Source organism: Roseofilum halophilum BLCC-M91 (assembly GCF_030068445.1).
GTDB lineage: Bacteria > Cyanobacteriota > Cyanobacteriia > Cyanobacteriales > Desertifilaceae > Roseofilum > Roseofilum halophilum.
Window position 1 is genome coordinate 1 of sequence record NZ_JAQPOK010000141.1, and the last position, 22439, is coordinate 22439.

Below are 22439 nucleotides of genomic sequence, written 5' to 3' on the forward strand. Positions count from 1 at the left end.
CGATGTTATGAGGTACAGTAATCGAAATGTTCCTTGAGAGTGTTGTCCCATGAAAAGCCTGAAAAATGGGGATTATAGCGTGAAAAATGGTTTTCCCATTACCAATTACCCATTACCCATTACCGCGCGAAGCGCTGTAACTGCATCATGTAACTGTCTTCCCGGTGGATTTTGCCAAGCCAACCAAGTATAGATGTTCGCTTTATCTACATGATGAGGATCTTTAAAGGTTGCCCCTTTTTGCTTGGCTTGTTGCGTTACTTCTTGTGCATATTCCCAAAGGGACTGGCTTTTATCTGGAACTAGATATTTTAGGAACGTCTCTAACATTCCTTGGGTTTGGTTATCTGGCATAATCCAAACTCCGAATCGAATACCCATAGGAGTTACATGAATTAGTCCAGATGGGGGTAATTGTTCAGGAATATTGGCAATACTGGGTAAGGAAAAATTTCTAATGCTCTGCCAACGTTCTTCTAAATCCAGATCTGCGTCTATGATTAATCCTAGGGCAGTTAATCCAGATTCTTTTAGCTGAGTTGAAATAAAATCTTGGTTAATGTTTTGATAGCCATCATGGGCTGTAATGTGTACAACGGGTTGATGTTTAATGGGTTCCCAAATTACTCCATTGGCTTCCATCAACCAGGGGATAACTCTTTTATCTTCTTGTCCTTCAACAATTAGTTTTTTGGAATGACGTGCCATGGTTAACGCACCTCAATGTCTTGAGTTGCAGCGATCGCCATTTCTTTTTCGGTAAAGACGATACTTTGAGGTTTATCCCGTTCGATGCGGTGAATTCTGATGCCCTCTTCTGGGGTATCTACTTCACTAGCAATGGTGGCTAAACTGCGCCAGCAGTCACTGCTATGGGTGGTGGCAAACACTTGTACATTTAAGCGTTTAGCGGTTTCCCAGACTAATTTCCACATATCCGCCATGGCTGTGTAATGCAAACCGGTGTCGATTTCATCAATGAATAAAAATCCATCTCTGGTATTGACAATGGCTAAGGCGAGTCCTAACATGCGCCAGATGCCATCGCCTAGACTGCCAATGGGAACCGGGCGATCGCGATCGGAAAGACGCACGAGGAAACCCTCCCGCGATTGCGAAAACCGAGTGAACTGAGATGATACAGCAATCCGCTTAAATTTAGGCTCAATAGTTTGAAGGGCTTGGTGTACGGGTTGCTCTTCTGATGTTAAAACAATATTATTAAACAACTCAATCATTTTTTCTGAAGTGAGTGAAGACGATTCAATGAAATTTGTTCGACCTTCTGTTTTTTTGTGGGATTTACTATACCTGGTAAATTTCACGATTAAATTATCAGGAATTGTTTCATCAACAGATAAGGGAAAACGAAAGTTATCAAAATATTTTTCTTTTTCCCAGTCTTTTCTAATTTCTCCTGTTCTCCAGGTTATCACCAGACTCAACTCATCGAAAATATCGGCATCAGGGTTGATGTACTCAAACGTTCGATCCCTGAATTTTGTTGAATATTTAAATCGATCGGGATCTAAAATTATTGTGGCAATGACCGTTTCACAAATATCATTATTGAGTCCTGATATTTTAAATTCAATATTTGGATCGATAAGATGACTATAAAATAAGTGACGAATGTCAAAATCAAGGGACTGATTGGGTTGTTCAAAAAAATATTCACCTCGTCTTATCATCGAATCTCGTATCGGCTCAAGATTATTTTTTGAACACAAGAGTTGGATGGCTTCTAAGATAGAGGTTTTGCCACAATTATTAGCTCCGACGAGCAGATTTAAGCGACCTAGATCTGGCAACTCTAAGGACTGCAAGCCGCGAAAATTCTCAATTTTGACGCTTCTGAGCATAGATGGAACTCGCTGGAAGAACGAAGAGAAAACGAATTCAAGTTTAACATGGGAATAGGTCAGAGTTTGGTATAATTTGACGAGTTATTGCTCGACCCAAACCCATGAGTACCCAACCGAAAATAATTGTTCTTGACGACGATCCCACCGGATCGCAAACGGTGCATAGTTGTTTGTTGCTGATGCAGTGGGATGTGGAAACCCTGCGGTTTGGCTTAACGGATGATTCGCCGATTGTGTTTATTTTGACGAATACTAGGGCACTGACTCCGGAGGAAGCTAAGGCGGTGACGGTGGAGGTGTGCCAAAATCTGAAACAGGCGATCGCCGCAGAAAACATCGAAAATTTCCTAGTCGTCAGTCGCTCAGACTCCACCCTCCGGGGCCATTATCCCATTGAAACCGATGCGATCGCCTCCGAACTCGGCCCCTTTGATGCCCATTTCCTCATTCCCGCCTTCTTTGAAGGGGGACGGATCACCCGCGATAGCATCCATTATCTGATCGTTGACGGCACGCCTACCCCCGTCCATGAAACCGAATTCGCCAAAGATTCCGTATTTGGCTACTCCCACTCCTATCTTCCCGATTATGTGGCTCAAAAAACCCAAGGTCAAATTGTCCGCGATCGCGTCCAACGGTTCCTACTCGAAGAAATTCGCGAAGGCAGCTTTGACCGCCTGATGTCCCTGAGCGATAATCAATGTGGAGTCGTAGACGCAGAACACCAAGTTGACCTAGACTGGTTTGCCGGTGACCTATTGCGAGCCAGTGCCCATGGTAAACGCTTCCTGCTCCGTAGCGCTGCCAGCATTCTCACCTCCCTAGCCCAACTGCCTCAGCAACCCGTAATGGCTGAACACATGAATCAATATGTGCGCGAAGGCAAACCCGGCGTAATTTTGGTCGGTTCCCATGTGAAAAAAACCACCGAACAACTCGCCCAACTGCTGGAAGAGCCAGAAATTAGCGGCATAGAAGTGGATGTCAGCCAGCTACTCAAAAATGACCCGAAGACCCAAGAAAACCTGATACAGAGCATTTTACGCCAAGTTCAGGACATCCACAGCCAAGACCGAACCCCCGTTATCTACACCTCCCGCCAAGAACTCACCTTTCCCACCATTCAAGCGCGACTCGACTTTGGTAAACAGGTGTCCCACGTGCTAATGAGTGTGGTAGAGAACCTCCCCGCAGATATGGGCTATTTAATTAGCAAAGGCGGAATTACCTCCAACGATGTCCTCAGTCGCGGGTTAAAGTTGCGATCGGCTCGTCTGCTTGGGCAAATTCTCCCCGGATGCTCCCTCGTGCGTACCCCCATCGATCATCCCCGGTTCCCCAACTTACCCGTGGTTCTCTTTCCCGGAAATGTGGGCGATCGCCACGGGTTAGCCACCGTCTATCAACGATTAAACCAGCCATCTGCTCACTGAACGTCCTTAAGGGGATCTTAGCCGTACCATTTTATGAAATTATGGTTAAAAGAGTTTTGCCGATCCCCAACCCCAAGCCATCAGTGCTGAGTTCGGGAGCGGCAGGACTCCGTTGGAGGAAAACACACTTGGTCAACGCTAAAAACTCAACTATGAAATACCGCGCTTTTATTGCTGTCATCCTAGCCTTGTGTTTGAGTCTAATTACAGCCTGTAGTGAAGGCCCAGCCGTAGGTAGCGACTACACCTACGATGATATTAAAAACACAGGTTTAGCAAACAACTGTCCTCAATTGGAAGAAACCGCTAGAGGTTCCATTCCCCTAGATACGAGCAAAAGCTACGTCTTGACTGATTTATGCTTGCAGCCTAATGATTATTTTGTCAAAGAAGAAGCCACCAGCAAGCGTAAGCAAGCAGAATTTGTACCGGGTAAAGTGCTAACCCGTAAAACGTCCAGCCTTACGCAAGTCTATGGAGACCTGACCTTTGGCCCAGAAAACACTCTGACTTTCTCAGAAAAAGGCGGAATTGATTTCCAAATTATTACCGTACTCCTACCCGGAGGCGAAGAAGTACCGTTCTTCTTCACCATCAAAAATCTAGTCGCTCAAACTGAACCGGGTGCAGATAGTGTCAATACTTCAACTGATTTTGAAGGGAAATTCCGCGTTCCCTCCTATCGGGGAGCTACGTTCCTCGATCCCAAAGGCAGAGGGGTAGCCACAGGTTATGATAATGCCGTTGCCTTACCTTCTAGTGCAGATGCTGAAGATTTCACCTTGGCCAATGTGAAACGGGTTCAAGTCGGTGAAGGAGAAATTTCTTTACAAGTCACGAAAGTTGACCCCAGCACAGGAGAATTTGGTGGAATTTTTGTGAGTGTCCAACCCTCTGATACTGACTTAGGCGCGAAAGAGGCTGTAGAGGTGAAAATCAAAGGACTCTTCTATGGTCGTGTAGAAGAAGACTTGAGCTAGTTTAATTCAATTACTAAAGCCTGTTGTAGGGGTGAACCCTGGTTCACCCCTATATTTTTTGTATAAAAACCCTAAATTGATATTAAACTTTACATTTTGATTCACTCTTGTGTTTTATACTTAAGATTTAGTAATTCTATGCCCAAGTTAAAATTACTACTCTATATTTATACGATCATCTTGGGGAAAGATCATGATCAATTTCTACAATCTATCGGTTGTTTTTGCGGAATTATTCATTGTTTTAGTCATATTTATTGTCCTGCAATGGCTGCTGAACTGGGTATTCAAAAAAAGTCACCATTTATCATGGCTTAAAGACAAAAAAAGCCAAATTAACAATATTCGCAAAATCTCCAAAAAAATTCTAGCATTTGTTTGGTTAATACTCAGTCTTGCCATTATTCTATTTAATGTTTTTCTGATCTATCGAGGAGAACAAAATCTACCTCAGTACACCCTGGAATTATTTCAAAATATTCCTAAGCAGCTATGGCAAACGATCCTCTATGGAATCTTCATAACTGGCGGTCTCATTATCATCACGTTAACCATCAGCCGTTACCTCGATCCCTTGCTGAAAAACGCTGGCAAACAAGTAAAAGATTTTGCGGTTTTTGCTAAATTAACCTCGGTTTACGATCAAACTGATACTTTTTTAGAGAAAGCTAAATTTCACTTCACCAATATTCTTTGGCTGGTTACACTCTATCTGAGTGGATACTTTTTTAAATTGCCTCCAACAGGATTAAATTACCTACAGATCCTATTAATTGGTTATTTAATCATTGCCTTTAGTATCCTCATATTGCAAGCCGCAACAGCAATCATTGATAGCCTAGATAACTTAGTTGAATCCCACTTTAAACCAGGAACTTTAGTTTATCGATACTACAGTAACCTAAAGCATCTCGTTCCCTTTGCCAAGCGGTGCTTAGAAGCCGTTATTTATGTCAACATGGTGACTCAAGTAATTGGATTAATTCAGACCATTACTGGGTTTGCTAATATTGGCGAAAAACTGGTCAACTTAATTGTCATTATTCTCCTGAGTCGAGTCTTTATTGAACTTGCCCAACTTCTTCTCGAAGAGGTCATGCTCACGGATCAAGACTTATCCGAGACCCAAAAACAACGCCGAATGACTATCACTCCCCTGCTGCAAAGTTTATCGAAATACCTGATCTACTTTGGCGCTGGCGTTTGGATTTTAGATGTGTTTGAAATCGACCCCACTCCCATTTTAGCCGCAGCCGGGTTATTGGGTTTAGCCGTCGGGTTAGGAGCGCAAAATTTGATTAATGATATGGTGAGTGGGTTCTTCATCTTGTTTGAAAACTATTATTTAGTGGGAGACTTTATCGAAACAGGAGATGCTTCCGGAGTCGTAGAAGCCATTGAACTCAGAACCACCCGCATCCGCCATCCCAATGGTCAAGTTTATATTATCCGCAATGGAAATATTGAAGAGGTTGTGAACTATTCCAGGGATTACATTTATGCCGTAGTCGATATCCCCATTTCCTATGAAGCCAATGTCAAGAAAATCTATGGAATTTTGCAACAAGTCAGTGAGGATTTACAAGCGAATCACCCCGAAGTTTTAGAACCGATTGATTTCAATGGGATTGAGGAATTCACCCCCTCCCACATGACAATTCGTACTATGACTAAGCTCAGACCTACGAGTAACCCTAGGGGTATCCATGACGAAATTCAGGGAGTTGTGCGGGACATGATTAAAGCGGCTTTTGACCAAGCTGGAATTCCCCCACTTTTACCCCAACGAATTATTCGGTTTAAGTCCCCAGAAGATAGTAAAATAAATCTTCTCAAACCTGACGATCAGTCTGTGATTTGAATTATTTATTCTAAAGAATCGTAGCCTATACAGCGCTTTGCGCTTTTGATATCAGTAGAGGGAGTGGGTTATTTTTGTTTCAGGATCACCAGAGCCATATCATCAAATACGGTATGTTCGCCAATGTGATCCTGAACATCTGAAATAATGGCTTGGCGAATTTCTTCGGCCGATCGCCGGTGATTGGCTCGCACCACTTCACAGAGTCTTTCTATACCATATCGACTTTTATCCGCACTTTGCGCTTCTGGAATGCCATCGGTATAGAGAACGACTACATCCCCAGAATTGAGGGGAATCTGACATTGGGAAATAAACTGACTAATGTTGTCTTCTAAACCCAGGGGAAGCCCTAGATCGATGGTGTCAATTCGTTCAACTGTTCCCTCCCTGCGAACAACGATCGCTTCTTCATGTTGTCCGCTCAGTTGAATCACTCCATTGGTATAATCGAGCAGGGCAAGGGTCATGCTTTTATCGGAATTGATGCGCTCAACATTGCGATAAAGGGTACGATTGAGAATCGAGAGGAATTCAACGGGATCGGTTTGTTGGCTCTCTTGCAGGGTACGGACAGCCGTTTGAGCCATAATCATGATGATACTGCTTTCGAGACCATGGCCGGTAACATCGCCGATACCAATTTTCAGGCGATCGCCCTCAACCAAAACATCATAGTAGTCTCCACCCACCTCTTCAGCCGGTTGCATATAGCCAGCAATGTCCAAAGCGGCGATCGCCTTTAACTCATCAGCAGAAGGCAACACCATCTCTTGCATCCGGCGAATAATATCCAACTCCGCACTTAAATACAAGTTTTCCGCCTTCAACCGCTTCAAATTAAGCTGAGTCTGCAACCGCGCCAGTAACTCATCCTTAGCAATCGGTTTACTTAAATAATCATTCGCCCCCATATTTAAACCCGTAACAATATCTTGAATTTGCGTTTTTGCCGTCAGCAATAAAATCGGTAATTCCGTCGCATTAAACCTTTTCCGCAATCGCTGCGTGACCTCATATCCCGTCATTTTCGGCATCATCACATCCAGCAAAATCACATCCGGTTTTAACCCATTACTAATTAAATCTAAAGCTTCTTGACCCGTACTCGCTTGCCAGATCCCATAATTTTTCAACGATAAATGATTGACCAACACTTGGCGATTAACCGGCTCATCATCCACAATCAGAATTTTTAACTGATCCTCTATTTCTACCTGCTCCATCGATTCAGAAACCATCAACCCTTCCTCGTCTGACATCGCAGACAGGGCATCAAAATTTTGGATCGACAGACTTAAAGAAGACTTCTCGACTGTCCCCGAAGCAATGAGTAAGGTAAATGTAAACCTCGATCCTTGATGAATCTGAGAAGTGACATTAATCGTTCCCTGATGGAGTTCGATCAGTTGTTTGGTAATTGCTAACCCTAATCCCGTTCCGCCATATTCCCGTTCCGTGGAACCATCTGCTTGCTCAAAAGAGGCAAAAATTTGATCGAACTTATCTTCCGGAATTCCAATTCCCGTATCCGACACTGAAATCGATAGATGAGAATGATGATTACCAGAGTAAATCAATTCTGCACTCACTTCTACGGTTCCTGATGGCGTAAATTTAATCGCATTACCCACTAAATTATATAAAATTTGTTGCAGACGGTTTTCATCCGCTTCTGCGGGGGGGAAATTTTCGGGAATACTATTAATCAGTTGTAAATCTTTTTGACCGACTAATGGCTTAGATAAAGTTAATACGATTTCGACAATTGAATGTAAATCAACCGCTTTCAGTTGCAAGCTAATGGTCTGATGTTGTAACTTAGAAAAATCTAAAATATCATTGACCAAATTAGACAACCGACGAGCGCTGGCAATAATCGTAAATAAGTTAGAACGAGTCGCTGGCTGTAGTTCACCCGTAACTCCGTCAATCAAAGATTCAGCAATGCCGATAATCCCATTTAAGGGGGTTCTCAGTTCATGGGAAGTATTGGCTAAAAATGTGTTTTTGATTTCATCGAGTTGTTTTAGTTCTTCATTTTTTCGCGCTAAATCTTCTTTTTGGCTCTCTAGGGTTTCAAAGGAAGATTTGAGCTGATTTGCCATAGAATTAAATGAACGGGCCAAATCTCCTAATTCATCTGTCCGATTGATATCCACACTGTTTTGCCATTCTCCACTGGAGATTTTTTTGGCCGCTTCATTGAGATTAAAAATGGCTTGGACAATCCATCGCGAGGTAATGATTCCCACGACAGTCGCTACCCCCAACGCAGCTAAACAGAGAAAAATTGTGGTGCGATTGTTTTCATGAATTTTAGCCATGAAATCGGATTCGGGGACGATTACGACAATGAGCCAATCTAATCCATATTCATCGGCATAGGGAGTTACTTGGACGAGTTGCCATTTCCCCTCTTGTTTAAAGCGTAATTGTTGAGATTCATAAATATCTTTTAAGTCTTCAAAATTGGACTTTAAAAATAGAGCTGTATTTTGAATTAACGGATCGGAAATCTGTTCAGCTTGAATTCGCTTTTGTTCTTGATTTTCTTCAATAAAGGGTAAATCTCCCGTGGAGGATGCCACTAATAAACCGTTGCGCTCGATAATAAAGGTTTCCCCGGTTTTGCCGACTTCTAGGTTTTCTAGGAAATCGGCGATCGCCAGCAAAGATAAATCTACCGCAAAGACCGCTTCTAGGTCACCGTCCTGATTATAATAGGGCCGCACCGCAGGTAAGGCTACATTGGGATAGGGTGCTACCCAGACATAGATATCTCCCCAAACGGGTTTCCCTGCTTTTTTCGCCGCTAAATACCAAGGTCGAGTTAATACATCATAATCAGGAAATTCAGATAATAGCTCCGTGCGATCGCCGCGTTTATTGGTGGCATAAGTTTCAAAGCTTCGATCCGGATTCTCGGCTGTCGAATAGGCAACATTGGGAATGCCATCAACCACTTGTTCTGCACCACTAAATAATGCTGATGGCGTGCCTAAATAGATATAAGATGCTTCTGTAAAAAGTTGAATTTGCTGCCAAAAATGATGCTCTAATTCGGTAATATCTTCTAAATCGAGTTTCCCTAATTCTAAATCATGGGTATTAATTTCGTTGATTAAATGGGGTGTGTCTAGATAAGTATTCAAATGTTCTTGAATTCGATGAGTAATTTCTTTCCGTAACTGGGTCGCTAATTCTTCAACTGCCTGTTGGCCATTGCGATAAGACCAATATCCGATCAATCCAACCACAGCAAAAATTTGGACTAAGAAGGGTACAATTAACACCATCCGTAACGGCAATTTACCAGATGCTTTATTCATCCATCGGTTTAGCACTATCATCGAATTGGGAAAAATCTCCTCTCTAGAAGGTTTAGGCTCTCACCTATCTTATCAAGAGGTAATTAAAAAATCTGTAGGGGTGAACGGCCGTTCACCCCTACATCTAGATCTGGTATGGTCAGCGTCTAATCTTTAGCTTCAGACTCGATTAAAGCTCTTTCTTGCTCTTACGCAGACCGGCCATCCCCAATGCAGCTAATCCCAAAACGGCCACAGTGCTGGAGGGTTCAGGAACGGAAACGCGATCGCCGGTAACTCCACGAACAGCAATCACCACATCATTGAAATCTCGGTCTGAACTTCCTCCTTCGTTATAGTGGACTCCGAAGAGGTCTTCAAATCCTAGGATGACCCAATTTTCTTTGGCAACTTTATCGAAATACTCATAAGCAACCACATGCTGTAGTCCATCAGCATTTGCGGAAATATCAGCACCGTAAATCTTACCATTACTGTTGTTTGCGCCATTGGCTTTAATCCTGAAATCTAGGGAAGTATCGCCCGCAAAAGTTCCTAAGCTGGCTCCATCACCTAGCTTCATGGGCCCATTTGCTTCTTTGAGAATACTCTCTGGAGAAGCAATATCAGCAAAAATCATTTCTGCTGTGCCACCATTGGCTGAGTAAAACAGTTGATTGCGATATCCTGCACCTTCATTGATAAAGAAGACATCAACTGGATCTACACCTCCTGTCCAGCGTAGAGTTTCTGGGTCAAGTTCCAACATCTTAGCAGAGGAATCTTCCATCCATAAGCGTTCCTGATTGACTCTTTCGTTAAACAGGTTAAACAAATCTGAGCGCTCAGTCTTCAGATTGAAACCATAGGCAGAGGTGGCAGAGAGTAAACCGGTGGCAGTGGCAGCAGCGAGGGCTAGGGTGGTGTTGAGTTTCATGGTATAAGCTCCGTTTCTGTGTGAATTAAATTAGTTTTGTTTGTAGGGAAGAACTTGAATAATAATGCAAGTTTTGTGTTTCTTCCGAGCAACCTTAAGCAATTGGGCTATTACAATACCAGTTTAGGATGGAATCTAAGGGCTTGTCTTCGGGAGCTTAACTGAAGTTTGAGCTTCTCCATTATGAAGATTCAGTTAAGCTATCCGCATTATTGCCTACTCAAAGATAGGGACTTAAAAGTATAAATTATGCTATTTATTAAATGGAATAGATTACGTTTATTGGCAGTTTCAACGCTCTTAAGTGCTGTGATGTGGGGCGATTTAGCCCACAAGAGTGGGGCGAGTTCCCCTGTGCGATTGTTTCAGCAGTGGTGTGAAAGGGGAGATCTCTCCGCAGCTCAACAGCATACGGTGTCTGTGTTGTTGCAGATGGCGGAAACTTCGGACTGTGGGGAAGCGCAAGAAGCTTTATCGGGGATGGTGAATCTGGATTTGGGTAACCGAGAGATAGAAGATATTACTCCGTTGTCGAGTTTGACGCATTTGAAGGGGCTGAATTTGAGTTTTAACCAGATTCGAGATATTACGCCCTTGGGGAATTTGACCCAGCTTAGTTTTTTGTTATTGTCGGGGAATAAAATTGAGGATATTACGGCTTTAGGTGAGTTAACGAATCTGAGTTATGTGATTGTCGATCGCAACCAAATCCGGACTCTACCCCCATCTTTCCCCAATTTACGGCAATTAACGGCGTTAGATCTGCAAAATAACCCGCTAGTGGAGAAAAACTGCCCCGTTACTCCTGCAACCGTCTGTTTATTTAGCGATGATGCCTTGGATGTGTTTGCTCAAGGGGAACAAGCCTATCAACAGGGGAACTTTGAGGAAGCGTTAACCCGGTTTGCCCAGGCTAGGGAAGTGTATCAGGAGAGTGGCGATCGCCGCAAGCAAGCCGATAGTCTCAATCGCATGGGGGATATCTACAGCCAACTGAGCGAATATGCTAAGTCGATTACCATTCGTCTGCAAGCCTTAGCTATTCGTCGCTCATTGCAAGACTTACCCGGCATTGGAGCCTCTCTGACCAGTTTAGCGGATAGTTATGAAAAATTGGGACAATATGCCCAAGCGCGATCGATTTTGCAAGCAGCGCTGGAGAATATGCAAGGGCAGGAACAGGGGGGTATTCCCTTGGAAGGGGGACTCTATGAACTGCCCAAGGATCAAGGCGAGTTGTATAATTCTTTGGCACGGGTGCAGAATAAGATGGGAGAGCATGAGGAAGCGCTCAAATCTGCACAAACGGCGCTCAAGTATTACAACTTGCTCCCGGATGGCTATGATGGGAAAGACTTTGGAGTGCGCAATACCTTCGATCGAATTGGCATCACCTATGGCTATTTGGAGCAGTTCCAACAAGCCGAATCTTTTCTTAATCAAGCCCTTGAGCTAGGGCAACGAATGGGCGATCGCGCCGGTATAGCCAGTAGTTTAACCCATTTGGGCGAAGTAGCCAGCAGCCAAGGAGAAACCCAAACCGCTTTGGACTATTATCAGCAAGCATTGGAGATACGGAAAGAAATTGGCGATCGCGCCGGATCGGGTATAATCCTCAATCAAATTGGCGCACTCTATCTCAGTCAACAGGATTATCGCCGCGCCATTGCTCCCCTACAAGAAGCCATTACCCTCTGGGAATCTCTGCGCCCTGGTTTACGCGATAGCGATAAAGTTTCCCTATTTGAAACTCAAATTACCACCTACGAACAATTGCAACAGGCACTGATTGCCGAAGAGCAAACCGAAGCCGCCCTAGAAATCGCCGAACGAGCCAGAGCCAGGGCATTTGTAGAACTTCTCGCCGCTCGACTCAGTGGCGAACCCGCAGAAACCTTTGAGACTCCCAATCCGCCCACATTAGCGGAAATCCGCCGCATTGCCCAGGAACAACAAGCCACCCTGGTGCAATATTCCATCGTCGGAGAGACGCTCTATATTTGGGTAATTCAGCCCAATGGACTAATCGAGTTGCGATCGCAAAACCTAGAAGACTTAGGCATTACCCTAGAAGATGCCGCCGAACGTACCCGCGTCGCCGCCGTCACCGGCAGAAGTCGCGGCATTCAACGGGGAGTCAATCAGTGGGTACAAGCCACCCGCTCCGGAGTCCAAAACAACGAACTAGAACCCCCTGCCAACACCCAGAAACGGCGCGTCAACCGTCGCCTCAAGAAAAGCTACGAACTCCTGATTGAACCCATCGTCGATTTACTGCCCAGCGATCCCCAGGAACAAGTGATTTTTATACCCCAAGGGAGTCTATTTCTCGTCCCCTTTCCCGCCTTGCAAGATCAACAAGGCGTATACCTCATCGAGAAACATACCCTACTCACCGCTCCCTCCATTCAAGTCTTAGGACTTGCTCGCCAACGCGCTCAACAATTATCCTCCGATCTCCAGGGTGCATTAGTCGTCGGCAACCCCAAAATGCCCAGCCTAGCCGAGTCTCCCGAAGCCAAACCCGAACCCCTTGACCCCCTCCCCGGAGCCGAAGCCGAAGCCCTTGTCATCGCCGAGTTACTGGGCACTGAAGCCCTGATTGGAGCCGAAGCAAGCGAGGAAAACATCGCCCAACAGATGGAAAACGCCTCTTTAATTCATTTAGCCACCCATGGCTTATTGGACGAACTCGAAGTCCTCGGATTTCGCACCCCCGGAGCCTTAGCCCTGACTCCCACCGGCAATACCCGCGCTACCGATGGCTGGCTCACTTCCGAGGAAATTCTCGATCTGAATTTAACCGCTCAATTGGTGGTTCTCAGTGCTTGCAACACGGGACGAGGGGATATTACTGGAGATGGCATTATTGGCTTATCCCGCTCCCTGATTGCGGCGGGAACCCCTAGCGTGTTAGTTTCCCTCTGGGCAGTTCCCGATGCTCCCACGTCAGAGTTAATGCAAGCCTTTTACCGGGAATTGCCCACAACCAATAATCGCGCCGCCGCCTTGCGCCAAGCCATGTTAACCACCCTGGAAACCTTTCCCAATCCTCAAGCTTGGGCAGCTTTTACGTTAGTGGGAGAAGGGAGGAAATAGAGCGCTGCTCGCGGTAATAGGTAATGGGTAATTATCAGTAGGGGCGGGTTATACCCAAATCTTGTAGACTGACAACTATTGCAAGTAAACCCGCCCTCTCCCACCAGATTTGATTTTGATAAGAGTCAAAATAGGGGGCTTAAGCCCCCTGGTACAACCTTTATGAAGCGCATTATCCTCAGTAAAGGACATTAACGGCGATAATGGGCTTGGGGGCCAGCCCAAGCCTCGGCGACAGAACGGCCGAAGGTCTGAGGCCGATCGCCGGTTGCTAGTAGCGTTTTACCCTCTGCATTCACTGCCCACATCGGCCAATTCTCATCTCCGAGAATACCGGCTTTAAATAGTACATGGTTGGCATTATTCTCCGACCAACCCAGAAGTACCGCATGGCTATAATCCACCTGAGCCGGGGCGATGGTGGTTGTTTTATTCAAATTACGGTTCCAAATTACGGCATAATCCGATACCGTAGAAGAACTAAACAAGCCTTCAAACTGCCGTGCCAGGAGGCGATCGCCCAACTCTGACCAAGACACCGGCACTAACAGGGTAATCACCCCTGGTAATTGCGCTTCTGGGTTCCCATCAAAGGGATTATTGGCCAACGGAGAACCAGCCGTCACCACCTCTAGATTACCGGTTTGTAAATTCTCCAAAAACATCACACTCGTGACTCGACTCGAATGCAGTTGCGCTCGGATTTTAAACTGAATCCGACTATAGGCCGCATACTGACCATCGGGAGACACCAAGGAAGGAGTCCGATAATAGCGCAGTCCTGAACCATCCGTCGCAGAAACTTCTGCATGGGTATTTATGACCCAATTCCAGGGAATCGGATAGGGACTATCGAGGGGATCGCTATATTCTGAAGTTGGGTTCATGGGGGTTGCAGCAGCTTCAGGGGTAGGATTACCAGAGGCCGAATCTTTCATGGCCCCAGCCATTGCAGATTTAGGCAGCAGCACCAGTAACAGTACAAACAGCAGCACCGAGGGATTAGTTAAGAGCGATTTTAGGCTCTGTAGGAATTTAGGCATCGAACTTCAATCTCGCGTATGGGGGATGGGTGAGAAGCAAAGCCCCAGTGAGGAGTATAAGTCCTTCCTGTCTTTACTAGAATACAGGGGATTGGGCTTTAAAAGGAAGGGGGCTTCAAGAGATTTAAAATTTCTTTGTGTTTGGGTGGCGATCGCACTGTTCAGGTTACGATTTTGCGTTACGATTCTTTTGGTCTCTCGATCCGGGGCTGACCCATTCGGTTAATTGTGGATAACCTAATCTGTGACTGAAGTATCTGATTCCCCAACTCCCCCAACTCCCCCAACTCCCCCATCCCAGGGAAATCTGGTTACGTTTCTCTTGGTAACGATATTTCGCCTGTTATTGCTAGGGGTGAGCAGCTCTATGGCGTTTATCTTGGGTATAGCGATCGCCTTCTTTTACCCCGATCCCAATCCCCAAATGCCTTGGATTGAACGAGTTTTGCAGCAACCGTTTAATCCCCTCAGTGCCCAATGGTGGCAGTTTCGCCCTTCAGCCACCGCACCTCCCGTCAGTTTACAACAGCGCCAACAGGCCCGAGAAGAGTTCAATCAACTTCGATTAGACTTCAATACCTGGGAAAATCGCCTCACCCAGTTAGAAGTCCAACTCAATCAACCCTTTCCCCAAAGACCGATTAAGACTCGTCTGAACTTACTAGAGCAACAGTTATCCGGTCACGCTTCTCCCAAGGTCTTCATGGTAACCCTACCGAGTGACTTACTCTTTGAAGGCGATCGCACAACGCTCAATCCCAAACAATCGGAGTTACTCGATAGCCTCATCGCTGACTTACGCAAATTTCCCGACACTACCATTCAAATTAACGCCTATACCGATAATTTAGGCGATACTCAAGAAAACCTAGACCTTTCCTTACAACAAGCAGAATCAGTTTATGAATATCTTTATGCTGGGTTAGGAGATAATTACCATTTCCTCCGAGTCGGTTATGGAGAAACTCACTTCTTAGCCCCCAATGACTCTGACTCGGAACGACAACGCAACCGCCGCGTGGAGATTATTATCGAATAGGGAAATAGATGGGGGGACACGGTGACGCGCAGATGCCCCATTACCCTTCTGCCCAACTTAACGATAATTGGTAAACTGCAAGTCCACCGGTAAATCTTCCTGTTTTAACATCTGAATCACCTGTTGCAGATCGTCTTTCGACTTGGATGAAACCCGCAAAGAATCCCCTTGAATCGAAGCTTGTACCTTCTTAAACTCATCCCGGATGCGTTTATTAATCTTTTTGCCTAAATCTTGGTCAATACCGCGCTTAAGCTTAATTTCCTGACGGACTCGGTTACCTCCAGCGGCCTCAATATCCCCAAATTGGAAAATTTTCAAGGATAAATTGCGCTTGGCAGCTTTAGTCCGCAAAATCGTTGTCACTGACTCTAAGGTTAAATTGCTATCCGTATTGATGGTAATCGTATCGTCCACCAACTCCACCGTCGTTTTCGAGTCCTTTAAATCATAACGGGATTTAATTTCCCGTTGAGTTTGGTCTAGAGCATTAACTAACTCTTGTTGGTCAAAGTCACTCACTACATCAAAGGAATAGGAAGAAGCCATAGGAACTAATGAGACACTATCAAACACCATATCAGCTTATCCCCCATTTCGGGGAAAGCCAAAACCTAACTGCTTACTTGCAGAAAGCTTAAGCCAAACAAAGTTAAATTGCACAGGGAGCCAATGCCAAACATCAGCGATCGCCCCAAGGGAATGTTGAAAATATAAAATATACTATATAATCCACGAGCCACCAAGAACACCAAGGCTGCCCAACCGGCCACCATTGAGTCTACTCCCGTAGCATAGGCCATCCCCGCAGCCGCCGCAAAAAGCATAAAGGCCTCAATCGAATTCTGGTGGGCCCAATTGGCTCGTTTAGCGTAATCTGGCAATTGATCCGACAACGCTCTAGGGGTTTCTAAATAAGCCATCCCCCCTTGAAAGCGAGCATAGGCGACCCAAAGAAAGGGAAAATAGATTAAAAACGCTGCTCCAGCGATCCCATAGAGTAACAGCGCAGAAACAGAAACGGACAAACTCATCACCTCACGGATCATCAATCAAAATAAAACAAGGTTACCACTTTACGCTGCTCTTCCGCATCACGGCAAGTTTGCAATAAAGTCCAGCTATCATGAAACGCAAAACAAATCAGTTGCTGACATCGGGTAATAATTTCCCCATTACACAACGAACTCGCTTCACCCAAAGACAACTCATTGTTCTCTGGTTTTTCCACCAAGTGAATCACTTGTTCGAGTAATTTTCGCGATTCTCTCGGTTGACGGTCTAAGCTTTGAGGCAAAATAACCGTCAACAAATTGGGATCTGCCCGCATCGCTCCTCGGACTGCGGCAAAATTTGTGCCCGTTGCTCCAGAGGTAATAATGTGGTTTCCCGATAGAACCAGGGAATAACTCATCGTTTCAATCAAATGTTGATGAGTTATGGGGACATGGCGAGAACCGAGGAGGGCCAGCCGCTTTGATCCAGTTTGCTGGATCGTTGCCAGTTCTTGCTCTAGGGTATCAAATTTAGGAATTTCTAAGGATTGACTCAATGCCAATAACAACTAGGCTCTACAACTGAGATATTCTAGCAGATAATTTGCATAACAGGGAACAGGGAACAGGGAATGGACTGCCATCCCCCTATCCCCCTATCCCCCCATACCCCTATCCTTGAGGTAACCTAACAACCGGTCTAGATCAACATGGGCAGCAGTCAACTCCGACATACACTTGACTTTAACCGGTTCTTGGATCGGCACTGTGCCGAAGGCATTATCAATGATTTCCACAGTTGTTAACGTATCAAGATCTACTGTAAGAATGGGGATTTCCAACTCTTCAGCTCGACTAATAATGAGTTCTGAGGGAGACAGATGGCCGGTGAGAATTAAACATTGGGTCGAAGTCTCCAGAGCTGCCAATTGAATATCGGTACGATCGCCCCCAGTCACCACGGCCATATTTTCCGCTTTACGGAAATATTTCAGAGCTGAATTAACGTTCATGGCTCCGATCCGCAAACTCTCGACCATCAAATCTAAGCGATCGCTTCGACATAGCACGGTTGCCTCTAGACGACTGACCAATTCCCGGACACTAATACTGCGCAATAAATTACTGCGGGGGAGCTGGCCGAGGATCGCAATGCCTTGAGATTCCAGATAGGGGGCAAACTCTTGGTCAAAGGGTTCGATAAAGTCGGCAGTAATATCATTGACCACAATTCCGAGTAGGCGATCGCCCAAACGCTCTTGTGCAGATAGGGCCTGATCGATCACCTTTTGGCCATCAAACGGAATCACCAACACAATTCCCGCCGAGAGTTGATCGGCCATCTGCGCTAAAGACAAACCAAACAATCGCCCTTCATCCAAAGTCCCCGGCCCTTCCAATAGCACCAACTGCTCCGGAGACGGGGGATAATGGGGCTGAAACTTGGCCTGGCCATTACCTGCATTGCCCTGGGATAATCGCCGTTGAATGGTCTGTCGATCCATGGAAACCAACGTTGGATAGAGGCGATCGGCAGGTAAATCTAGGATCTGTGCAATAAAGGCCCCATCCTTATCCATTCCTTTAAACATCAGGTTTTCATTCCCCGTTGATAAAGGCTTACCATAGGCAATATCGAAGCCTCGCTCTTTTAGTTGCGCTCCCATCCCTAATAATGTTGCTGACTTACCACTGTAGGATTCTAGGGAACCTATTAGTAGATATTGGCTGATACCCGTCACACACGCACTCCCAACTTGTTAATCATCATTAATTAGTCATCTAATCGTAATAGCTTTCGGTAGAACGTTTGGGAAAAATCAATCATTTTCGTTCTGCGCCAATTGACATACAACTCAATCAAAAACTCGATAAATTCATGATTAGGCAGTTTTACCTCGTAGGTCAGTTCCGACTGACCATCAAACTGCATCCGACAGACCGTCTCATCTGCGGGGAGTTTGGAGACAATAAACCAAGTGGCCAAAAAAGGAATACTCTCTCCTTTCTCAATCCGGCGTTCCCCTTCTAGAGAGGTTTTCTCATACACACTTATGGCATAGGGCAAGGCAGCACGCTTGTTACCTTGGTAGTAAGGCTGATAAACCCCAACCACTCCACCTTGAGCGGGTTCAATTGCACTGAGATCGGTAGTCATAAACGTTTTACTTACACGCCCGGTCTTAACAATAAAGATTTCTCAGTTTATCTTACATTGTCACCCATGCAGTTGAGCAACTGTCAAGTGATTCCTTAGCCCGATCTCTAAGCAGCAATCCACAGTTCGTTACAATAAAGCACAGACCCTCTGCTTGCGGAGGGGATCGATCAAATATTCAGTCAGGATTAAGAGCGTCCATAACCTTATGTCGGAGAAATCCAATTCTATCGACGATCGTCAGAAGTCCCTAAATGAAGATCGTCAAGTCTTTCAATCCATTTCTACAGATGCGGTGCAGGAGGAGATAAATGTTTCCTGTTTCGATGGAGTGGTCTATGAGGGCCGCAGACGAAAAGCGGCAGTGTTACTAATTGTAATTTGGAGTGGGACGATCGCTTTCCATTTGCTCTCGTGGAGTCTGTGGCTGATCTGGGGCATCTTTGCCCTGATGGGGATTCATTGCCTTCGAGTCTTAATGGCTAAACCGAGAAGACCTTTAGAATCCCTGGATCGAGAGCCTGGTGCAGATGTGCCGTTTGTCTCTTTGTTGGTGGCGGCCAAAAATGAGGAAACGGTGATTGCTCGTTTAGTGAAAATGCTCTGTAGTCAGGAATATCCCTTAGACCGCTATGAAGTCTGGGTCATTGATGACAACAGCAGCGATCGCACCCCCCAAGTGCTGGAGAGCCTCCGCCCAGACTATCCCCATCTGCATGTCATGCGGCGATCGGCTGGCGCGACAGGAGGGAAATCGGGAGCGCTCAATCAGGTCTTACCTTTAACTCAAGGTGAGGTAGTGGCGGTCTTTGATGCGGATGCCCAAGTTTCCCCGGATTTATTGCGACGGGTACTGCCAGGGTTCGATCGCTCCAGAGTGGGTGCAATTCAACTACAAAAGGCGATCGCCAATGCTTCGGTGAATGTTTGGACTCAAGGTCAAGCCTCGGAAATGGCCCTCGATTCCTATTTCCAGCAACAACGAATTGCCCTGGGAGGAATTGGAGAGCTGCGAGGTAATGGTCAATTTGTCCGACGCACGGCACTTGAACAATGCGGCGGATGGAATGAGGAGACGATTACCGATGATTTGGATTTAACCCTACGCCTACATCTGGAACAGTGGGATGTAGACTTTATCCTCGATCCTCCCGTACAGGAAGAAGGGGTAACCACTCCTTTCGCCCTATGGCATCAACGCAATCGTTGGGCAGAGGGGGGATATCAACGATATATGGATTATTGGCGCTTGATTTTTAGCGGGCGGATATCGTGGATGAAAATTTGGGATATGTTGACGTTTTGGATCATCCAATATTTTCTCCCCAATGCGGCAATTCCCGATTGTTTAATGGCGATCGCCAAAAATCGGCTGCCGGTTTATACTCCCATGACAGCCCTGATGATTGGCATGTCTGTGATTGCCATGATTCAAGGTATTCGCCGTGTCAATCGAGTTAATGGTGTGGTCTCCAATTTACCTACTCTCCTCTGGCAAACCTTGAAAGGAACCGTTTATATGCTCCATTGGCTCTTAATTGTGGCCAGTACATCCGCCCGAATCGCGGTACGCCCGAAAACCTTAAAATGGGTGAAAACGAGCCATGAAGGTACGGTGGTGGTTGAATGATTGTAGATGGGGGGATGGGGAGATAGGGGGACACGGGGATGCGGAGGCGATCCATTACCCATTACCCTTCTGCCCATTACCCACTGCTTGCTGTTGCAAAAAGGCGAGGGTGTCCAGGGTGGTATATGTAAAACTGCCCAGATCGCCCCGAATAACTTCAAAGGGAGAATCCGGTTCCCCTAGATCGCTTAAAACGGCGATCGCTCCAGGAAAGTCCTGATTTTGGGTATATTCATGCTGGGTGACTAAAGTCGGTAAACCCGCTTGAGTGGCTGCTTGTACCCCAGCTTGGGAATCCTCAATCACGATACACTCTCTGGGCGATACATGCATTTGCTCGATAACATAGTGATAAATATCTGGAGCAGGTTTTTTCTGGGCTACAATATCCCCGGCTGCAATCAGTTCAAACACGGTAGGATGAAAAAACTTCTCCAATAAGGCCATGGCATTGGGTAGGGCGCTCGTGGTGGCGATCGCCAAGCGTACATCTTTACCTCTAGCCTCTGCAATTAACCGTTCAACCCCCAGTCGCAAAGGAATCGAACCCTCTAACAGCAACTGTCGATAATACTTGGTTTTCTGACGATGCAATTGGGCTGCCCAAACTGCCAATTCTACCGGAGGCTCAAACTGGGGATGATACTGGCGAACGTAGGAAAGCAGACGCTCTTTTCCTCCCGACACTTCTAAAAGTTTCCCATAAAACTCGGCAGACCATTGCCACGGTAATCCTGCCTCAGAAAAGGCTTGATTAAACGCCAAACGATGGCCATCCCGTTCCGTTTCCGCTAGGGTTCCATCCACATCAAAAATAATCGCTTTCAGTTGCCCCATACAAAGTTTAAATTTTAATTTAATACCACAAGTCTAAGATATTATTCTAGTTATAGATCGGCAACCAATGGGGACTCTCCCCATTACCCTTCTGCCCATTAACCATTACCCTTCTGCCCATAAAGCGTGTCTTCCATCGAACAACAGTATCAGCGAATGCAACGAGAACTCCTGGTGGGTGTTCTTGCCCTAGCATTCGTTTGCATGTGGGGAACCATTGGCTATATGGTCATTGAAAAATGGTCTTTTCCCGATGCGTTTTATATGACCATTATCACCCTGACTACGGTAGGTTATGGGGAAGTAGAACCCATGGAGGCACGGGGTAGAATCTTTACCATTGCCCTCATTTTTCTGGGAGTGATTAGCATTGGGTATATTGTCAATCGATTTACAGAAGCCTTCCTTCAAGGCTATTTTCAAGAAGGAATGCGTTTGCGACGACAACAGAAAGTGCTGAAAAACTTAGTCAACCATTATATTATTTGCGGTTTTGGTCGCACGGGACAACAGATTGCCCTGGAATTTCATGAGGAAGCCGTTCCATTTGTAATTGTTGATTCTAAACCGGAAGCCCTAGAAGCGGCCCAAAGTTTAGGCTATCTCGTCCTCCAAGGAGATGCCACCTTAGATGATACATTGCAAAGAGCTGGGATCAATCAAGCCTGTTGCTTAGTTGCGGCTCTACCTTCTGATGCCCAGAATCTCTACACGGTTTTATCCGCGAAAACCCTTAAGAGCCAAATCAGGACGATCGCCCGCGTCAGTACCGATGAAGCAGCCGTGAAACTCTATCGAGGCGGAGCGGATGCCGTGGTTTCTCCTTATACTACGGCTGGACGCAAAATGGCCACAGCCGCCTTACGACCCCAAGTGATGCATTTTGTCGATGGCATGATCACCGGTAAAAATCGCTCCTTATTAATTGAAGAATTCGTGATTGATTGCGATCGCTGTCCCTATATTGGCCAATCTCTACAACAAATGCAACTGCGATCGCGCTCTGGCGTTCTCGTCCTCGCCATCCGTCGTCAAGATGGAACCGTCATCGGTGCGCCAACCGGGGAAACCTTATTATTTCCCCAAGACCTACTCATTTGTATGGGAACCTCTGAACAAATTCGCCGATTAAAACAACTCCTCTCTCCCCTAAACCCTCTGTAAAGGATGGGGACATAGGAAATGGATAAAACGATGGAAATTGATGGATACTTCAGATTCTCACCCATCACAGTTGTGAACCTAGTTGAG

18 protein-coding genes are annotated in these 22439 nt (G+C 45.8%); 7 read left to right on the plus strand and 11 right to left on the minus strand.

The window, feature by feature from the left end; genetic code table 11:
* Nucleotides 1–105: 105 nt before the first annotated feature.
* Complete coding sequence (locus tag PJF56_RS18085; RefSeq protein WP_283764102.1) at nt 106–708, minus strand: DUF3226 domain-containing protein; 603 nt, start codon at nt 706–708, stop codon at nt 106–108.
* 2 nt (nt 709–710) lie between these two features.
* The gene (locus PJF56_RS18090; protein WP_283764103.1) at nt 711–1862 is read right to left on the minus strand and encodes an AAA family ATPase; all 1152 of its coding nucleotides are present in this window, start codon (nt 1860–1862) and stop codon (nt 711–713) included.
* Between the two features lie 104 nt (nt 1863–1966).
* Here PJF56_RS18090 and PJF56_RS18095 point away from each other — a divergent pair, with 104 nt between their 5' ends.
* The 3 genes from PJF56_RS18095 to PJF56_RS18105 all read left to right on the plus strand — a co-directional run bounded on the left by PJF56_RS18095 (nt 1967) and on the right by PJF56_RS18105 (nt 6139).
* A complete protein-coding gene (locus PJF56_RS18095) occupies nt 1967–3298 on the plus strand; it encodes a four-carbon acid sugar kinase family protein (RefSeq protein WP_283764104.1) in 1332 nt (443 codons plus the stop codon).
* A gap of 152 nt (nt 3299–3450) precedes the next feature.
* Nucleotides 3451–4278, plus strand: a complete 828-nt coding sequence (psbO, locus tag PJF56_RS18100; protein ID WP_283764105.1) for a photosystem II manganese-stabilizing polypeptide — start codon at nt 3451–3453, stop codon at nt 4276–4278.
* A gap of 193 nt (nt 4279–4471) precedes the next feature.
* Nucleotides 4472–6139: a mechanosensitive ion channel family protein gene (locus PJF56_RS18105; protein ID WP_283764106.1), complete on the plus strand. Its 1668-nt coding sequence runs from the start codon at nt 4472–4474 to the stop codon at nt 6137–6139.
* Between the two features lie 68 nt (nt 6140–6207).
* Here PJF56_RS18105 and PJF56_RS18110 read toward each other — a convergent pair whose 3' ends face one another.
* The gene (locus PJF56_RS18110; protein WP_283764107.1) at nt 6208–9471 is read right to left on the minus strand and encodes a SpoIIE family protein phosphatase; all 3264 of its coding nucleotides are present in this window, start codon (nt 9469–9471) and stop codon (nt 6208–6210) included.
* A gap of 169 nt (nt 9472–9640) precedes the next feature.
* Complete coding sequence (locus PJF56_RS18115; protein WP_283764108.1) at nt 9641–10387, minus strand: DUF4114 domain-containing protein; 747 nt, start codon at nt 10385–10387, stop codon at nt 9641–9643.
* A 312-nt stretch (nt 10388–10699) separates the two neighbouring features.
* On the opposite strand from PJF56_RS18115, the gene PJF56_RS18120 reads away from it, so the two are divergent.
* Nucleotides 10700–13486, plus strand: a complete 2787-nt coding sequence (locus tag PJF56_RS18120) for a CHAT domain-containing protein (protein ID WP_283764143.1) — start codon at nt 10700–10702, stop codon at nt 13484–13486.
* 191 nt (nt 13487–13677) lie between these two features.
* Here the strand turns inward: PJF56_RS18120 and PJF56_RS18125 are convergent, their stop codons facing one another.
* Nucleotides 13678–14529: a hypothetical protein gene (locus PJF56_RS18125; protein ID WP_283764109.1), complete on the minus strand. Its 852-nt coding sequence runs from the start codon at nt 14527–14529 to the stop codon at nt 13678–13680.
* Nucleotides 14530–14773: 244 nt separating this feature from the next.
* On the opposite strand from PJF56_RS18125, the gene PJF56_RS18130 reads away from it, so the two are divergent.
* A complete protein-coding gene (locus PJF56_RS18130) occupies nt 14774–15568 on the plus strand; it encodes an OmpA family protein (RefSeq protein WP_283764110.1) in 795 nt (264 codons plus the stop codon).
* Between the two features lie 57 nt (nt 15569–15625).
* Here the strand turns inward: PJF56_RS18130 and PJF56_RS18135 are convergent, their stop codons facing one another.
* The 5 genes from PJF56_RS18135 to ebsA all read right to left on the minus strand — a co-directional run bounded on the left by PJF56_RS18135 (nt 15626) and on the right by ebsA (nt 18721).
* The gene (locus PJF56_RS18135; protein ID WP_283764111.1) at nt 15626–16117 is read right to left on the minus strand and encodes a YajQ family cyclic di-GMP-binding protein; all 492 of its coding nucleotides are present in this window, start codon (nt 16115–16117) and stop codon (nt 15626–15628) included.
* A gap of 65 nt (nt 16118–16182) precedes the next feature.
* Nucleotides 16183–16596: an MAPEG family protein gene (locus tag PJF56_RS18140; RefSeq protein ID WP_347179582.1), complete on the minus strand. Its 414-nt coding sequence runs from the start codon at nt 16594–16596 to the stop codon at nt 16183–16185.
* Nucleotides 16597–16616: 20 nt separating this feature from the next.
* Nucleotides 16617–17120, minus strand: a complete 504-nt coding sequence (locus PJF56_RS18145) for a DNA-processing protein DprA (RefSeq protein ID WP_283764113.1) — start codon at nt 17118–17120, stop codon at nt 16617–16619.
* 99 nt (nt 17121–17219) lie between these two features.
* Entirely contained in the window at nt 17220–18305 is a 1086-nt protein-coding gene (locus tag PJF56_RS18150) for a phosphotransacetylase family protein (protein ID WP_283764114.1), read from the minus strand.
* Between the two features lie 32 nt (nt 18306–18337).
* A complete protein-coding gene (ebsA, locus tag PJF56_RS18155; protein ID WP_283764115.1) occupies nt 18338–18721 on the minus strand; it encodes a type IV pilus biogenesis protein EbsA in 384 nt (127 codons plus the stop codon).
* A gap of 208 nt (nt 18722–18929) precedes the next feature.
* Between ebsA and PJF56_RS18160 the strand changes: the two genes are divergently transcribed.
* On the plus strand, nt 18930–20351 hold the full coding sequence (locus PJF56_RS18160; RefSeq protein ID WP_283764116.1) for a glycosyltransferase family 2 protein: 1422 nt from the start codon (nt 18930–18932) through the stop codon (nt 20349–20351).
* A 54-nt stretch (nt 20352–20405) separates the two neighbouring features.
* Here PJF56_RS18160 and PJF56_RS18165 read toward each other — a convergent pair whose 3' ends face one another.
* Nucleotides 20406–21188, minus strand: a complete 783-nt coding sequence (locus PJF56_RS18165) for an HAD-IA family hydrolase (RefSeq protein WP_283764117.1) — start codon at nt 21186–21188, stop codon at nt 20406–20408.
* 156 nt (nt 21189–21344) lie between these two features.
* Between PJF56_RS18165 and PJF56_RS18170 the strand changes: the two genes are divergently transcribed.
* Entirely contained in the window at nt 21345–22352 is a 1008-nt protein-coding gene (locus PJF56_RS18170; RefSeq protein ID WP_347179583.1) for a potassium channel family protein, read from the plus strand.
* The last annotated feature ends 87 nt before the right edge of the window (nt 22353–22439 follow it).

What these genes read in the sequence shown, in the direction of transcription:
- PJF56_RS18170 (WP_347179583.1), top strand. Translation starts at nt 21,345, where the DNA reads ATGCAACGAGAACTCCTGGTGGGTGTTCTTGCCCTAGCATTCGTTTGC.
- PJF56_RS18120 (WP_283764143.1), top strand. Translation starts at nt 10,700, where the DNA reads ATGTGGGGCGATTTAGCCCACAAGAGTGGGGCGAGTTCCCCTGTGCGA.
- PJF56_RS18125 (WP_283764109.1), bottom strand. Translation starts at nt 14,529, where the DNA reads ATGCCTAAATTCCTACAGAGCCTAAAATCGCTCTTAACTAATCCCTCG.
- PJF56_RS18090 (WP_283764103.1), bottom strand. Translation starts at nt 1,862, where the DNA reads ATGCTCAGAAGCGTCAAAATTGAGAATTTTCGCGGCTTGCAGTCCTTA.
- PJF56_RS18105 (WP_283764106.1), top strand. Translation starts at nt 4,472, where the DNA reads ATGATCAATTTCTACAATCTATCGGTTGTTTTTGCGGAATTATTCATT.
- psbO (WP_283764105.1), top strand. Translation starts at nt 3,451, where the DNA reads ATGAAATACCGCGCTTTTATTGCTGTCATCCTAGCCTTGTGTTTGAGT.
- PJF56_RS18110 (WP_283764107.1), bottom strand. Translation starts at nt 9,471, where the DNA reads ATGAATAAAGCATCTGGTAAATTGCCGTTACGGATGGTGTTAATTGTA.
- PJF56_RS18135 (WP_283764111.1), bottom strand. Translation starts at nt 16,117, where the DNA reads ATGGCTTCTTCCTATTCCTTTGATGTAGTGAGTGACTTTGACCAACAA.
- PJF56_RS18160 (WP_283764116.1), top strand. Translation starts at nt 18,930, where the DNA reads ATGTCGGAGAAATCCAATTCTATCGACGATCGTCAGAAGTCCCTAAAT.
- PJF56_RS18085 (WP_283764102.1), bottom strand. Translation starts at nt 708, where the DNA reads ATGGCACGTCATTCCAAAAAACTAATTGTTGAAGGACAAGAAGATAAA.
- PJF56_RS18095 (WP_283764104.1), top strand. Translation starts at nt 1,967, where the DNA reads ATGAGTACCCAACCGAAAATAATTGTTCTTGACGACGATCCCACCGGA.
- PJF56_RS18115 (WP_283764108.1), bottom strand. Translation starts at nt 10,387, where the DNA reads ATGAAACTCAACACCACCCTAGCCCTCGCTGCTGCCACTGCCACCGGT.
- ebsA (WP_283764115.1), bottom strand. Translation starts at nt 18,721, where the DNA reads ATGACTACCGATCTCAGTGCAATTGAACCCGCTCAAGGTGGAGTGGTT.
- PJF56_RS18165 (WP_283764117.1), bottom strand. Translation starts at nt 21,188, where the DNA reads ATGGGGCAACTGAAAGCGATTATTTTTGATGTGGATGGAACCCTAGCG.